Here is a 15,776-nt window from a genome sequence, read left to right on the forward strand (position 1 = left end):
ATGCTCAAGCATGTTTTTTAACATTTAACCATGTTAAAATGAAAAAAATTAGAGATATGGCATGGAGAGAAGGCAGGGAGAATCAATGAAACCAAAACTTAACGATGTTGCACAATTAGCAGGAGTTTCACCGACTACGGTTTCTCGCGTACTTAATAATCGTGGCTATATCAGTCAAGAAACGAAGGATCAAGTTCATAAAGCGATGCAAGAGCTAAATTACTTTCCAAATGATGTGGCTCGGTCATTATTTAGTAAACGAACAAATCTGATTGGATTAATCATTCCAACTACAAGCAACCCATTTTTCGGAGAGCTGACTTTTCATATAGAGAATATTTGTGCGTCATTAGGCTATAAGCTGTTGCTTTGTAACAGTTTGAATCAGCTGGATAAAGAGGAATCATATGTGGATATGCTTATGCGAAATCAAGTTGACGGTATTATCGTTGGTACACACAATCGGGGTATCGTAAATTATGAACAGAAGAACATTGCCGTCATTGCGATCGATCGCTTCCTATCCGATTCAATCCCAGTTGTAGGATCGGATAATTATATGGGTGGAAAACTGGCGTCAGAACTACTTATTGAAAAAGGGTGCAAGCATATCTTACACATAAATGGCCCTGTTGAATTGGAAACACCAGCAAGCTTAAGAAGAAAAGCATATGAAGATGTGATGGAGCAGTATGGTCGAAAGGCAATTACCTATGAAGTACATGATCCCTTCCACCAACAGAATCACGACGAACCGATTAAACGCTTGCTCGATGAACATCCTGAAGTAGATGGATTGTTTGCGAGTAATGACTTGGTGGCTGCGTCTTTTATTGCTAAAGCAAGAAGAAGAGGAAAACGTGTTCCTGAAGATATTCGCGTAATTGGATATGACGGAACAGAAACAACCCGCAATCTTCTCCCTGAATTAACGACAATTCAGCAACCAATACAGGAGATTGCCAGATCTTCCATAGAGTTACTTATTAAAGAAATTGAAGGTGGATTCAGTGATGTCCCGCGAGAAACCTATCTACCAGTGAAACTGATTGAAGCTAGTACGGCTTAATACAGTTTCCATAGTTTTCAGCATTGTGATAGAAGGTGGAGCTATCCTTATTAGAGTAATTGAAATCAAGAGGAGAGCTCTTTTTCTTTCGAAAATATGTCAAGCGGTTGACATATGAAAGCGGTTGACATATAATCGATCTGTAAATACGAAAGTGCTTTCATTTACATTAAATGTTCAACTTGAGGAGCGTTCGATATGAGAAAGTCAAAGAGCATGTACTGGAAACTAAGTGCCTATTTTTTCTTTTTCTTCTTTACTTGGTCAGCAAGTTATTCATTGTTCTCCATCTGGCTAGGGCAAGAAATCAGTCTGAATGGTGCTGAAACAGGTGTTATCTTTACTGTAAACGCTATCTTTGCGCTATGTATGCAACCGCTTTATGGCTATATATCTGATAAAATCGGATTAAAGAAGCATATTTTATTTCTAATCAGTTCTTTGCTCTTATTTGTTGGTCCTTTCTATATCTTTATCTATGGGCCGTTACTTCAATACAATGTATTTCTCGGTGCCATTGCAGGTGGATTATACTTGGGTATTTCTTTTTTGGCAGGGATTGGAGCCATCGAATCTTATGTCGAGAAAGTCAGCCGAAAATATGACTTTGAATACGGAAAATCTCGTATGTGGGGCTCGCTAGGTTGGGCAGCAGCAACGTTTTTCGCTGGTCAGCTCTTTAATATCAACCCTAACATTAACTTCTGGATTGCATCAGTATCTGCTGTCGTTCTGTTTATCATTATGATGACAATTAAAGTTGAAATGACAGATTCCGAGATGGAGCGAGCAGAATCCGTTAACTTTAAGCAAATCGGCCATTTGTTTGCAAATAAGCATTTGTGGTTCTTCATTTTATATGTTCTTGGTGTTACCTGTATTTACAATGTGTATGACCAGCAGTTCCCGAATTACTTTTCATCGACGTTCTCAACGGTTGCATTAGGCAATCAAGTTTACGGTTACTTAAATTCCCTACAAGTGTTCTTGGAAGCAGGCATGATGTTCTTAGCGCCTTTCATTGTCAACAAAATTGGAGCAAAAAAGGGTCTAATATTGGCAGGGTTCTTGATGGCGTTCCGGATCATGGGTTCAGGCTTAGTTATTGGACCTTATGGAATCTCAGCTATGAAATTGATTCACGCATTGGAACTGCCAATCATGCTGATCTCCGTATTTAAGTACTTGGCTGCAAATTTCGATACGCGTCTGTCTTCGATCTTGTATCTGGTGGGATTCCAGTTTATGAGTCAGGTAGGAGCTTCGATCTTCTCGCCAATCGCCGGTATGTCTTATGACATTAGAGGTTTTGCAAATACGTACGTGATTATGGGTGTTTTCGTATTTGTCTTTACAACAATCTCAATCTTTACCTTAAAGAAAGAACCGAAAAAGCTGGATCCCAAGCCTAACAAGCATATTGAAACAGCATAGGAGGAAGAAAGATGAACACATATAATAACAATACGAAGCAAGCTGAGGAAGCATTGAAACAGGCAGAAGCGAAAATGAACAAGCGGTACCGATTAGGTTATCATATTATGGCACCAGCAAACTGGATTAACGACCCAAATGGATTAATTCAATTCAAAGGTGAATATCACGCCTTCTATCAGCATCATCCTTATGATGAGAACTGGGGCCCAATGCATTGGGGCCACGTGAAGAGTAAAGACCTTGTACATTGGGAGCATTGTCCGATTGCATTAGCGCCTGGAGATGCGTGTGACCTTGATGGTTGCTTCTCAGGAAGCGCAGTAGATAATAACGGCGAACTGACATTGATCTATACTGGTCATCACTATATTGATCAACCAAACAATATCTTTTTCCAAAATCAAAATGTGGCAGTAAGCACAGATGGCATTCATTTTACAAAACTAAGGCAGAATCCCGTAATCGCTGAACCTCCGACTGATAGCTCACAGCATTTCCGTGATCCGAAGGTATGGAAGCATGAGGATACATGGTACATGATCCTAGGTAACAGCACGAAAGAAGATCTGCCGCGTGTTATTCTATATACATCTCCTGATCTTAGGACTTGGACCTATCATGGTGTGCTTCTGCAGGGAGATAAGAATATGGGCTTCATGTGGGAGTGCCCTGATTTCTTTGAACTGAACGGTAAGCATATATTTATGTTCTCCCCACAAGGTATTGATGCGCAAGGAGATAAGTACAATAACTTGTTCCAGACGGGATATTATGTTGGCGAATATAATTATGATAGTAATGAATATAAGCATGGAGAGTTCATCGAGTTGGATACTGGTCATGACTTCTATGCGGTTCAAACTTTTCTAGATGATCAAGGTCGCCGCATAGCGCTTGGTTGGATGGATATGTGGGAATCGGATATGCCGACGAAAGCAGACGGCTGGTGTGGAGCAATGACGATCCCACGTTTAATTACGTTGGGTGACAATAATAGAGTACTGATGACTCCAGTTGAAGAAATGAAGTTACTTCGCCAAAGTAAACATGTTTTGTATCAATATGGTGCTATTTCTGGAAGTTACTTCAAGGAAGTTGAAGAAGACTTGCTTGAAGTTAAGGTAGTGTTCGATCTCACGAAGTCAAGTGCAGACCTGGTAGGCTTGAAGTTTCGTGGAAGAGGTCGAGAAGAAACGGTTATCACATATTCTATTCCGGAGCAGAAACTAATGCTTAATTGTTCTAAATCAGGTAAAAAGACAGATGGAGTACGTCAAACAGCCTTCAATGCTGAGGGACAGCTGACATTGCATGTATATCTGGATCGTTCATCCATTGAAATGTTTGCGAATGAAGGGCAAGCTACGATGACAAGTCGCATCTATCCGAGTGAGAAATTGCTAGGCATAGAAATCATAACAGAGGGTGGAGAGGCGCTAGTAAATGGGCTGACATATTGGAAATTGAAAGATATATGGCAAGCCGAATAATTCAATGAAAAGATTGCAGTTCATATTATGTATACAGTAAAAGGATATGGAATCTATATATATCTTGATAGAGTGGCTGAAGGGGGGAATTCCCAAGGGACTGGTTCGAGAAGTCTTCAGGGTTCAGGCCAAGAGTTTTATTTGCAAAGTTCACCTTATTAAGTTGCTTCGAAACAAAAACAATTAAAAATAACACTAACAAGTCGACACTGGATATGCAGTGTCGTCTTTTTGAAAGGCTACATGTGAAAATTTGTTGTCTGACTTCCTTTTGCTACGATCTACGTTGTTCTTCCATTTCGTCATGATGTTGTTACCGCTCACTTGAAAATGCTATTCCTTTACATTCAACAGGTCGATTATGGTTAGATACCACCATGATTGACGTGTTCCTTTTTTGATATATTCGCTTTCTCACATTTTTAAGATTAATTGCAGCAATGTATGTACATTGGAATATAGTTACTGTCAATAAAATCGCCACTCTGAAACGAGAACCATTATGCTGCATTTGCATGCTGGTTCGGTGACGACGGATTGTAATATTCAAAATAGGGTATGGGTTTTGACCATTCCATTTAAGCTTGTTACAATAGGATAAACTTACTGGAAATACTTTAATATAGAATGGTGTGGTCTAACTTGCAACATGAAAACGAACTTTTGGATGTATGGTTGTCTTTGTCTCACATCCATTCCACTTTAAATGATAAGTTAGAACAAGCCCTACTACAAAATTATGATTTATCTTTGAAGGAGTTTTATGTTTTGGGTTTCATATCCAATTCTGAGGAGAAAAAATTACGACTGCAGCAACTTCAAGAATTGGTGGGTTTAAGTCAGAGTGCGACATCGAGACTCATAGTTAGAATGGAAGCCAAAAACTGCGGGGCTTTAGAAAGACATACATGCGAGGATGATCGACGAGGTGTGTATACTCGGATTACGGAATTAGGTGAAAATAAATTCCAGCGTGCACTTCAAACCTTTAATCAGGTGTTACAATCAGAACTTCAGAAAGATGGAGTGAAGTCACAATTTCAAAATCTTACGCAAAAGCTGTTTTAGACTTTGCGACCTGTGTATATCGTTCTTAGTTTCCTTAGGGTAATATATGGCTTGAACGTTGTGCCACGAAAGGCTCTTTACGGGAGCTTAGTATATTACCCTACACGATCAATCGTAATGTTAAGAAGTGGAAAGTGACCATTTACATGATTGTGCATGCATATTTAAATTAGACTTTCAACCATGTACGTATAGAAACGCCCTTCCGAAACTAACTCCTCCTCATAAGGAGGAGTTTTATCATCTGGAACCACCGCTAACCCCCTTTGCTTAAGAAACAGAGGCCGTATTGCGCTTTTCCTTGGCGTTGCCGCGGTCGCGACGACTCAGCAGAAACCCGACCAGAGATGCTGTGGATTGTTGGAAAATCATCCCCAGTACAACGGGCAATGCTACCGGGGCCGGGAAATAGGTGATGGCAAGCACGGCTCCCGCGCTAATATTGCGCATGCCGCCGTTAAAGACAAGCGCCGTACGGTCTGCATTATTCCACCGCATCAGTCCTGATATCAGATAACCGATCGCATATCCAGTGGAGGCAAGGACGATTATGGATAGGCATACTCCGACAAGCTTAAGATTAAAATCGACCAGATAAGGCGCAATGACAGATCCGTTAATCATGACGACAAGAGCCATAGCCAGCTTGGAGAACGGTCCTAGCCGTGGTCCCCATACCTGCTTGATCTTCCCTTTGGTCCATTCGTTCAACACCATGCCGATTAGCGAAGGAACGACAATCATCCAGAATAGGCTCTGCATCATCGCCCAGGTATCGAGCTGCACATCCGCTCCGATCAGTAGGGACATGATGCCCGGCACGGCAAATGGGGCCAAAATCGTATCAATTAAAATGATCGCCAATGTCAGCGCTGTATTGCCTTTATAGATGTTGACCCACACGAAGCTGGAAATGCCCGTAGGGATAGCTGCACCAAGAATAAGTCCAGTAATCGTGTAAGGATCATCACTGAAGGCCAGATGTCCCAGCATCATGGCGAGAAGCGGCATGGCCAGGTGAAGAATAAACAGACAGGCGATCAGCGGACCAGGATGCTTGATCACATGGACAAAATCCTTAAACCCCATACTGATGCTGCCCGCGAAGGTCATGAATGCAAACAGCCAGGGAGAGAGTTCGGTATATTCTGACAACGGCGTACCGATTAGGACGCCAATTAGAATGCTGATTGGTGTAATTAGCGGCATAGCTGCATTTAGTCTACGATTCAACGTGAGGAGCATACAAAACTTCCTTTTTTAACCTTAAGTATAGACCTTGCACCCGTGATTCGTAAATGATCTGTGACCTTGCGGTAGCCCGATAGAAGCAAATTTGAACGCTCCTGATGAACATAGATTAACCCTTCAAATTATTTCGATATTCCAAAGGAGAGCAGCCCATTATTTTTTTGAATAGTCTGGAGAAGTAGTAAGGGTCCCTAAAACCGAGTTGTATGCTAACTTCTTTAATAGAGGCATTCGTCAAATCCAAAAGCTGACTGGCCCTCTGTATCTTCATTCTTAAATAGTAATCGACAGGAGAGTAGCCGGTGGATTGCTTGAATATCAGGTTCAGATGCTGCTTGGATACCTGAACATGCCGACTAAGCTGCTCAAGCGAAACGGTGGATTCCAATTGTTCACTCATATAGCGTGTTGCCTTATCCACATGACTCTGGTACGTACTGTCTTCCTTGCGAAATGCAACCGATACAACAAAACTCAGCAGATAACGGACAGTTTGCGATACTTGAACTAAATGTATAATGGAGTATGATTTATTCAATAAAAGGTCGTAACACTGATGAAATAGCTCCAGTAGTTTGACTCCATCACTGGCAGATATCGAAATATACGTTTTAAAAGGCTCAAACAATGCTATAAAATCATCCATTTGGTCCCCTTTAAGATGAAACCAGTAAATTGTCCAAGGATCTCTATCGTCAGCCCCATAAGCATGCGGCATGTCCCTGGGAATGTACGCAAAGCCTCGCTCTGTCATGTCAATCGTTAGGCCATCCTTTGTTCGTATCCAACCTTTTCCGCTGGTACAGTAGATGAATATATGAGAGTCACATCCGTGCATTCTTTCACGAAAATGATGGCGGGCATGGCTGAAGCAGCCTATATCCGTAATATATAGATTTTTTGTAAGCGGATTCATATTTAATTTATCCAGCATATAGGGTGGAACGACATATAACTTTTCACCCTCAAATCCATCAGCTTTCTTATTCATAATCTATCCATCTCCTAGCCTTAGGCGGCTCTAATGATGAAATACGTATATAGTCCATCATAAACAGTAGATTGTCAATTGTCTGTAATGTCGCTTACTTGTAAGCTCTGAATATAAGAGCGACTATGAGGGAGTGATGGAATTGAGCATTTTCGACGCTAGGGCACGCGTGTGGGAGCAAACCGTGCAGATCCCCACGTATGGAATTGGCAAACCCGACAAAAATCCAATGTTTCTGGAGAAACGTGTCTATCAGGGAAGTTCCGGTCGAGTGTATCCGCATCCGGTCATTGATAAAATTGAGGATGAGAAGAAACTTGAAAATTATCAAATAGTTTTCCTAGAAAATAAATATTTGCGCATTGAGATCATGCCAGAGCTGGGAGGACGCATTTATCGTGCGGTCGACAAGACCAACGGTTATGATTTTGTTTATTATAACAGGGTCATCAAACCAGCGCTTGTGGGCTTATTGGGACCATGGATATCTGGAGGCATTGAGTTCAACTGGCCGCAGCATCACCGTCCCAACACTTACGGACCCGTTGAATACAAGTTGGAAGAACACGACGACGGAAGCGCAACGGTATGGGTGAGCGAAATTGATCGTATGTTCGGCACGAAAGTAACAGCTGGTTTTACACTTCAACCGGATAAGGCATACCTTAAAGTGGGGGCCCAGCTATATAACCGGACTGCCGAGCCTCAAACATTTTTATGGTGGGCCAATCCAGCCGTAGCAGTACATGAGCATACGCAATCTGTTTTTCCTCCAGACGTATCAGCCGTGTTCGACCATGGAAAGCGAGATGTATCCCGTTTCCCGATTGCTACAGGCACTTATTATAAAATGGATTATTCTGAAGGCGTAGATATCTCCCGATACAAAAATATTCCTGTTCCCACTTCATATATGGCCTATAAATCGGATTACAATTTCATAGGTGGTTACGACCATATGAAACAAGCTGGGCTTTTGCATGTGGCCAACCATCACATCTCTCCCGGGAAAAAGCAGTGGACATGGGGAAATGGCGAATTCGGCCAAGCTTGGGACCGCAATCTAACAGATGAAGACGGCCCCTACATCGAGTTGATGACGGGAGTGTATACCGATAATCAACCAGATTTCACTTGGCTTCAGCCGTATGAAGAAAAGACGTTCTCGCAGTATTTTATGCCTTACAAACATATTGGTATGGTCAAAAACGCTTCAATTGACGCAGCCGTTAGTTTGGAATTAAATCGCAGCGAAGGGACAGTACAGATTGGCGTCTATGTAACTTCGTTATTTTGCGAGGCTGTTGTGGAATTAAGCAGCCAGCGGGAAGTTTATATTCAAGAAACCTTGGATCTGACACCTAATAAGGCCTTGATACAGAAGACAGTTATTTTGGCTGAGGATGAGGATTATGATCTATGCTTAAGCGTCAAAGACGCGACCGGAAGGGAGCTGATTAGCTACCAGCCTAAGCAAAAGGAAGTTGAGCAGATGCCGGCTGCTGCCGACCCCCTGCCACAACCGGAGGAATTAAGAACGAACGAAGAATTGTATTTAGCAGGACAACACTTGGAGCAATACCGTCATGCTACCTTTGAGCCTGAGGCGTATTACCTTGAGGGCCTGAAAAGAGATAAGAATGACAGCCGTATAAATATGGCATATGGTACGTTGCTTCTTCGCAGAGGGTTATATGCAGAAAGTGAAGAGTGCTTTCGTAAAGCCATCTCGCGGATAACCTGGCGTAACTCTAATCCCTATGATGGTGAGGCCTACTACCAGCTTGGTTTGTCGCTAAAACACCAAGAGCGGATGGATGAGGCGTTCGCTGCATTTTATAAATCAGTATGGAGTGCGGCATGGCAAGACAGCGGGTATTTCTCACTGGCACAGATTGCGACAGAACAAGGGAACTATGAAGAAGCATTGGAACTCGTCGAGCGCTCGACAATCCGAAATGCTCGCAATTACAAGGCACGCAACCTGAAGTCGGCTATTCTTCGTAAGCTCGGCAGGAACGAAGCAGCAATAGCCTTTTCCAAGGAAACGATGAAGCTCGATATCGCCGATTTTGGAGCTTACCGTGAGCAAGCATTATCTTTAGAGGCTCTCGGGTTACGAGATGATGCTAAAACGGTCTTTGAAGAGCTGGAAAAATGGATGCGTGGAGATGTGCACAACTATATAGCGGTAGCATCGGACTATGCGGCGGCAGGACTCTATGAGGATGCAGCATGTGTGCTGGAAGAAGCTCCAGAGCAGGCAAAAACATACCCTATGCTGTATTACGTTCAGGCCTTCTGCTATGCTAAAATCGGCAAGCTTGAGCAGGTGAACAATGCTCTCGCTCAGGCCGCAGATGCAGTACCCGATTACTGCTTTCCTAACCGTCTGTTTGAGTTGGATGTGTTACAATTTGCAATTCGAACAAGACCGGAGGATGACAAGGCGCATTATTACTTAGGTAATTTACTCTATGATAAGAAACGGCATCAGGATGCTATTTCCAGCTGGGAAATGTCTCGTTCCATTGACGATACTTACCCCGTTGTTCACCGTAATCTTGCTCTTGGATATTTTAACAAACAAGGCCAAGTAGAGAAGGCTCGCCATTCGTTAGAGCAGGCCTTTGCGTGCAATACTTCAGACGCACGTATTCTTTATGAGCTTGACCAGCTGTATAGGAAGCTGAACATCAAGCCCAACGACAGATTGAATCTAATGGAGAGTTATCCGGGAATCATAAAGCTTCGCGATGATCTGTTTTTAGAATATGTAACCGTTCACAATACGATGAAGCAGCATAAGATAGCGTTGTCCTTGCTGACAGGGAGAATATTTCATCCATGGGAAGGCGGAGAGGGGAAGGTAACGGGACAGTATAGGCTGGCCAAGGTAGAGCTTGCCAAGTCCGACCTGAGGTCTGGGCGGATTGAACAGGCTGTAAAGGGGCTGCGGGAGGCTTTAGTGTATCCAGAGAATCTTGGCGAAGGTAAGCTAGAGGGTTCCCAAGATAACGATATCTATTATTATTTGGGCTGCGCGTATGAGCTATTGAAATTAACAGATGAGGCAAGACAGGCCTTTTCCACGGCCTCTCAAGGACTGGGGGAACCCATTAATGCCATGTATTATAACGATCAACAGCCAGATATGATATTTTACCAAGGATTGGCCTGGCGGAAACTTGGTTATGCGAAGGAAGGCAATCGTCGATTCAACAAGCTCATTGATTACGCCGATAGATACTTATTCGAACCCGTGAAAATGGATTATTTCGCGGTCTCGTTACCCGACTTTCTCATCTTTGAAGATGACCTGAATATTCGTAATCAGGTTCATTGTACTTATATGAAAGCACTTGGTTTGCTTGGATTAGGGCGACAGGACGAAGCCATCTTGCATTTTGAATCGGTGCTTAAGCTAGAAGCTAACCATCAAGGAGCGTTGAACCATATGGACTGGAGCTGGGAGGGGAAATCAATTGAGTAATCTCATGAGAACTGTACCGCGCAAATTGACGATCACCATGTGGGACTTTTCTTGGTATACCATGACACAGGAAGGTGAGCCCTACAGCGATCTGGAAGCCCGTTTTAAAGAAGCGGTCGAAAGAGGCTACAATACGATCCGAATATGTGCAATGCCATTCATGTTGTTTACAGCGGATGGCAAACGCCCCGGACCCTTGGAGTTTGCTAACCTTGGGGAAGTAGGCCAGCGTACGCGTTGGTATAACTGTCGTGGAGGCGCAGTACTGGACGGGCATGCTCATTTGCTCGAACTGTTCAAACAAGCAAAGGCTCATAACTGTTACATTATGTTATCCTCTTGGGAATATCAGCAGAGTCCCAGCTTTCTGGCTCATGCTGAGCTTAGAGATGAACTAGCTGCAATTCCTCCTAAGGAGAGATTCATGGCCATTGCAAAATCAATGGATCAGTTGATCCGTTTCGTCACAGCAGAAGGCTACAGGAGTCAGATCATCTATACAGAGCTGCATAACGAAGTGGAATTTGGGCAGTTAAACGCCGTCGGAACGTCTGAAGGCATAGCCGAAACGAATGTACCGGCGCTTATTGAAGCCATGCAGCCCTACGTAGAAGAAGCGATAGAATATCTTCGCCAATGTCATCCTGATATGATGATGACAGCCAGTTATACGTTAAATGAAGCCTACCCCAAGGCTTACGTCGCGCGCAATATGCAGGTGGCCCATTTTCACCTATATATTAAAGGGGTGCTCAATGAGCTTATGGAAGCGGCAGCGCTTTATGATGAGTTGGCGCCGTTCCCCAATCCATTCGTACAATCCCTATTAAGAGAAGACGCTCCTCCATTTGCAAAATGGACCCTGCCTCCGGGGCAGAATTGGCGGATGGAAGGCAATCCAGTCGGCATGAGACTTATTTATTTGCACGACTGGGTAGATCCCGATCAATGGGATTTATTTTTGTACGATCGGTATGGAGACCATAAAATGGCCATGTTGCAGAAGGCCGACACCCGATTGGAAGAGATTCATGAATGGACTCGTCATTCCGGCATTCCAATTGTCATAGGAGAAGGTTATGTAGGCTACACGCCGCTGCATGCCCAATTTGAAGAAGGCCCAGTCGGCAAATTTATCGCTGAATATGTGTTGCGAAAAGGAATGGCACTTGGGTTCTGGGGAATGACCCTCTGTTCTAACTGCGCTCCCCATCATCCATTCTGGAATGATATCGCTTGGCAGCGCAAGTGGAACCAATTTATCCTGAATTCAGATTAACGAGTGAGGGGAGTGAACTCCATGAGAAACTATCGAGTTGCGGTTAAAGACGATCAGAAGCATATTGTTAAAGGACATATCAAACTTGGCGGCACCAACCCAAAAGGAGAGGAGATCGGATTCACCAACTATTTTATGGAGAAGGACGGAGAGCCCTTTTTCGGTATTTGTGGTGAATTCCATCATGCCCGTTATGATGAACGCTATTGGGAAGACGAAATTATTAAAATAAAAATGGGCGGCGTAAACATCATTGCTACTTATATTTTTTGGAACCTACATGAAGAAGTTGAAGGTGTTTTTAATTGGAGTGGGAACAAGAATCTTCGTCGTTTCATCGAGTTGTGCGGCAAACATCAGGTATACTCCATCATTCGGATCGGTCCCTTTGATCATGGGGAAATTCGAAACGGCGGTATGCCAGATTGGTTATTCGGTCGACCATTTGAGGTTCGTTCTAATGATGAGGGGTATCTGTTCTATACAAGAAGATTGTATAACGAAATCGGTACCCAGGTTAAAGGGCTGTTATATAAGGAGGGGGGGCCGATTATCGGCACCCAAATCGAAAACGAGCATCATCATTCATCTGCCCAGTGGGCATTGACTGTAGGAATTAATGATATGTGGCTAAACAGTGGAAGTGACGGTAACTCGCATATGTTAAAACTTAAAGAAATAGCTCTGGAAGCGGGGATTGATACTCCGATCTATACGTGCACAGGATGGGGAGGAGCAACAACTCCTGTACCCGATATGCTGCCGTTATGGGGCGGGTATGCCTATTGGCCATGGATCTACTACGAAGAGGGACGTTTGGAGGGGATGGAGGAGCATCCTGCGACACCGGAATACATTTTCCGCGACAAGCATAATAACAAGATTCCAGAGAGTTACAATTTTAAGCCTCAATACGCACCTGAAGACTATCCGTACGCTTGCTGTGAAATGGGTGGCGGCATGGTTCAGTTTTATAAATATCGGTTCGCATTTCCCTACCGCAGTGTTCCAGCAATGACTGTCATGAAGGTTGCAGAAGGCTGTAATCTGATCGGATATTACATGTATCATGGGGGTTCCAATCCTCGGGGTAAGGTTAACCCGTTCACCAATGATCTAGCCACCCCCAAAATCTCCTATGATTTCAACGCCATGATCGGCGAATTCGGTCAAGTAAGGGAATCGTACCATAGAACAAAGCTGCAGCATTACTTTTTTTCAACGTTCCAAAAGCAATTCTCACTAACAAAGACTATTCTGCCAGGGGATACGTCCCAGATGGACCCTTATGATGTGGATACGTTACGATATGCAGTGCGATCCAGTGCTGGATCGGGTTATCTGTTTCTAAATAATTTCCAAGACCATGTCGAAAATGACGACCTGTGCGATTTTAATGTGAGCATTGAACTGCCCGAGGAAACGATTGTAATCCCTAGTCAAGGTGAGCTGATGTTAGGACGTGAAAGTTTCGCTATATTGCCATTTAACTTTAATTTAGATGGAATGAAGCTCAAATATGCTACGGTACAGCTGATAACAAGGATAGAAGAAGATGGAGAAGTATACTACTTTTTCTTTGTACCAGAGGGGATGAAGGGAAGATATGAAATTGAGTCAAAAGATATCATCAGTGCCACAATCGACAAAGGCTCGATAGAGCAGTTGGATGGGAACACGATCATTAAGGTTGCTGAAGAGGACGATAGTCTCATCCATCTGGTATCTGAAAGTGGCAAAAAAGTTGCCATCTACACGATGACTGATGAGCAAAGTCTTACATTTTGGAAGGTAAACATGCAAGGCCGGGACAGAGTCATTTTGACCAATGCCAATGTACTTGTATATGAGGGCGATCTAAGGCTGGAATCGACGGATCAAGAAATGGTATCCCTGAGTGTATTCCCTGATTTCGCCGCCTCGATCACATCTATTACTGGTGGAGAGCTGCTAGACATAACAGAAAACAATGTATTTAAAACGTATCGTTTAAAGGCTCCTAAGCGAGAAATTCATTTCAATTTGAAAAAAATAAATGACGATAAACTTACTATTGATTTTGAGATAGATGCCTTTCACGGAATTAAGGAAGCTCTGCTGCGTATCGATTATACTGGAGATATCGGTTATGCTTTTATGGATGGCGAACTGATCAACGATAATTTCTGCAACCATACGACCTGGGAAATAGGCTTGAAAGCATTTGAGCATCGGCTCATCGAGCAAGGGTTGTACGTATATGTTTCCCCAATACAAAAAGGTAAGGTTCTCAACAGCAATACGACTATGGCTGGCTGGAAAGAGACGGCAAAGGAACGTATCGTAGATATCGGCGCAGTCAGCATCGTGCCTGTGTATGAAATTCGACTCACCGTATAACCCAGGAAGTGTAAGTTCGACGCACAGTGGGTACTTTTAGTATAAAGTATAAAAATGTAAAAGCTCATGGTCGTTCAACCATGAGCCTTTTTTACTTTCTGATAGTACGTTTAGTAGATACCAGCCTTTTTCGATGTTTCTTTGATCCCGTTGCTTCCGTTAACTACAGTTTTCCCCCAATCCGTCAGATTGCCATTAGGTCCTGTTACAAGATCAAGGTAGGAAAGATTGGAACTATTACCATACCAGGACCAGGCTAACCAGCCTACTCCTTTGGATTGACCGTATCTCATGATTTCTGTCTCGTCGACGTCTGCTCCCTGGTGGTAACCGCCAAATTCGCCAATAATCAGAGCGAGTCCTTGATTCAGAACGTTATCAATATTGGTTCGAACAGTTTGAACATCTTTACCAGCGAACTCATACATATGGATGGAAAATACCGTATTCTTCAAAGAATCAGCTGCGAATACAGATTTACCAAAGTCATTGATAGATTGAGGATATTGTCCCCATCCGGCACAATCGACGATGAGTGTATTTTTGATACCTGCGTTTCTCAGCTTGGGAATCGCTTGCTTGTATCCATCAGCCCAACCACTTCCATTCCAAGAACCATACCATTCGTTTGCAATGTTTACGATAACCCGGTCTTCCTTGCCGATCAGAGCATCCTTTATACTAATCCAGTAGTTCACAGCTGCATCCAAAGACGCGTAGTCGTCTTTGCCTGTAGCATCATGAACTTCAAGCACAGCAATCATTTTATGGTTGGAGACGAGAGAAATAATATCTTTCACGGAATTAATATCATCCTTGGTGTACTGGTTTCCGTTAGAAAGGACAATTCGGACGGTATTAGCACCTGTCTGGGCAATTGCCGGGATCGCTGTATAAAGATCGTTTTTGTACCATGTGTGAGCATGGTTGACGCCTCTCATAACAAATGGCTTGCCTGTAGAATCATACAATTTGGTACCGCTTACATAAAATCCTGAAGCAGCTTCTACCTTGGAGAAAACTCCTCCTAAACCAATCATGATGAGCAAGCCGATCATTCCAGACAATAGTGATTTTCTTAACAATACCTTCATTTTTATTCCTCCCTAAATATATTATTCAACTTCCTGCTATACAGAGATGAAGTTAGGTATGTAAGTGTGTAAATAGCAGTAAGCTAAACACAAAATTAAGCGCTTTCAAATATGAAAAAAGTTATTTTTGTTATTCTATCATTTGTGTTTTTGTTATTCAATCGGTTATTTTGGTTATTTTTTTGTGTTTTTGAAGTATAAACACATGGATGTATTATTTAAGTG

At 43.0% G+C, this 15,776-nt stretch carries 10 protein-coding genes; 7 read left to right on the top strand and 3 right to left on the bottom strand.

Going from position 1 to position 15,776, the window contains the following annotated elements; all coding sequences use genetic code 11:
- Positions 1 to 85 precede the first annotated feature (85 nt).
- The 4 genes from MLD56_RS03295 to MLD56_RS03310 all read left to right on the top strand — a co-directional run bounded on the left by MLD56_RS03295 (position 86) and on the right by MLD56_RS03310 (position 5,064).
- Positions 86 to 1,069 carry a LacI family DNA-binding transcriptional regulator gene (locus MLD56_RS03295; RefSeq protein ID WP_029515909.1) on the top strand — a complete coding sequence of 328 codons (984 nt, stop codon included), beginning with the start codon at positions 86 to 88 and terminating at the stop codon, positions 1,067 to 1,069.
- Between the two features lie 198 nt (positions 1,070 to 1,267).
- Positions 1,268 to 2,503: an MFS transporter gene (locus tag MLD56_RS03300; RefSeq protein ID WP_029515908.1), complete on the top strand. Its 1,236-nt coding sequence runs from the start codon at positions 1,268 to 1,270 to the stop codon at positions 2,501 to 2,503.
- An 11-nt stretch (positions 2,504 to 2,514) separates the two neighbouring features.
- On the top strand, positions 2,515 to 3,996 hold the full coding sequence (locus tag MLD56_RS03305) for a glycoside hydrolase family 32 protein (protein ID WP_029515907.1): 1,482 nt from the start codon (positions 2,515 to 2,517) through the stop codon (positions 3,994 to 3,996).
- 627 nt (positions 3,997 to 4,623) lie between these two features.
- Positions 4,624 to 5,064: a MarR family winged helix-turn-helix transcriptional regulator gene (locus tag MLD56_RS03310; RefSeq protein ID WP_049816908.1), complete on the top strand. Its 441-nt coding sequence runs from the start codon at positions 4,624 to 4,626 to the stop codon at positions 5,062 to 5,064.
- Positions 5,065 to 5,334: 270 nt separating this feature from the next.
- On the opposite strand, the gene MLD56_RS03315 is transcribed toward MLD56_RS03310, so the two are convergent.
- Positions 5,335 to 6,309, bottom strand: a complete 975-nt coding sequence (locus tag MLD56_RS03315; protein WP_029515905.1) for a bile acid:sodium symporter family protein — start codon at positions 6,307 to 6,309, stop codon at positions 5,335 to 5,337.
- A 115-nt stretch (positions 6,310 to 6,424) separates the two neighbouring features.
- Positions 6,425 to 7,306, bottom strand: a complete 882-nt coding sequence (locus MLD56_RS03320) for an AraC family transcriptional regulator (RefSeq protein ID WP_029515904.1) — start codon at positions 7,304 to 7,306, stop codon at positions 6,425 to 6,427.
- Between the two features lie 136 nt (positions 7,307 to 7,442).
- On the opposite strand from MLD56_RS03320, the gene MLD56_RS03325 reads away from it, so the two are divergent.
- From MLD56_RS03325 to MLD56_RS03335, 3 genes are read left to right on the top strand one after another with little or no spacing between them, the layout of a single operon-like run.
- Positions 7,443 to 10,799: a DUF5107 domain-containing protein gene (locus tag MLD56_RS03325; RefSeq protein ID WP_029515903.1), complete on the top strand. Its 3,357-nt coding sequence runs from the start codon at positions 7,443 to 7,445 to the stop codon at positions 10,797 to 10,799.
- A complete protein-coding gene (locus MLD56_RS03330) occupies positions 10,792 to 12,078 on the top strand; it encodes a cellulase-like family protein (RefSeq protein ID WP_029515902.1) in 1,287 nt (428 codons plus the stop codon). The genes MLD56_RS03325 and MLD56_RS03330 overlap by 8 nt, the downstream gene beginning before the upstream one ends.
- Before the next feature lie 21 nt (positions 12,079 to 12,099).
- Complete coding sequence (locus MLD56_RS03335) at positions 12,100 to 14,457, top strand: beta-galactosidase (RefSeq protein WP_241113468.1); 2,358 nt, start codon at positions 12,100 to 12,102, stop codon at positions 14,455 to 14,457.
- A gap of 110 nt (positions 14,458 to 14,567) precedes the next feature.
- Here the strand turns inward: MLD56_RS03335 and MLD56_RS03340 are convergent, their stop codons facing one another.
- On the bottom strand, positions 14,568 to 15,551 hold the full coding sequence (locus MLD56_RS03340; protein WP_029515900.1) for a glycoside hydrolase family 5 protein: 984 nt from the start codon (positions 15,549 to 15,551) through the stop codon (positions 14,568 to 14,570).
- Positions 15,552 to 15,776: the final 225 nt, after the last annotated feature.

This window comes from Paenibacillus peoriae (genome assembly GCF_022531965.1).
Lineage (GTDB): Bacteria > Bacillota > Bacilli > Paenibacillales > Paenibacillaceae > Paenibacillus > Paenibacillus polymyxa_D.

Bases quoted from the DNA above. Each gene is read 5' to 3' on its own strand.
- MLD56_RS03295 (WP_029515909.1), top strand. From the start codon at position 86: ATGAAACCAAAACTTAACGATGTTGCACAATTAGCAGGAGTTTCACCG.
- MLD56_RS03300 (WP_029515908.1), top strand. From the start codon at position 1,268: ATGAGAAAGTCAAAGAGCATGTACTGGAAACTAAGTGCCTATTTTTTC.
- MLD56_RS03305 (WP_029515907.1), top strand. From the start codon at position 2,515: ATGAACACATATAATAACAATACGAAGCAAGCTGAGGAAGCATTGAAA.
- MLD56_RS03310 (WP_049816908.1), top strand. From the start codon at position 4,624: ATGGTGTGGTCTAACTTGCAACATGAAAACGAACTTTTGGATGTATGG.
- MLD56_RS03315 (WP_029515905.1), bottom strand. From the start codon at position 6,309: ATGCTCCTCACGTTGAATCGTAGACTAAATGCAGCTATGCCGCTAATT.
- MLD56_RS03320 (WP_029515904.1), bottom strand. From the start codon at position 7,306: ATGAATAAGAAAGCTGATGGATTTGAGGGTGAAAAGTTATATGTCGTT.
- MLD56_RS03325 (WP_029515903.1), top strand. From the start codon at position 7,443: ATGGAATTGAGCATTTTCGACGCTAGGGCACGCGTGTGGGAGCAAACC.
- MLD56_RS03335 (WP_241113468.1), top strand. From the start codon at position 12,100: ATGAGAAACTATCGAGTTGCGGTTAAAGACGATCAGAAGCATATTGTT.
- MLD56_RS03340 (WP_029515900.1), bottom strand. From the start codon at position 15,551: ATGAAGGTATTGTTAAGAAAATCACTATTGTCTGGAATGATCGGCTTG.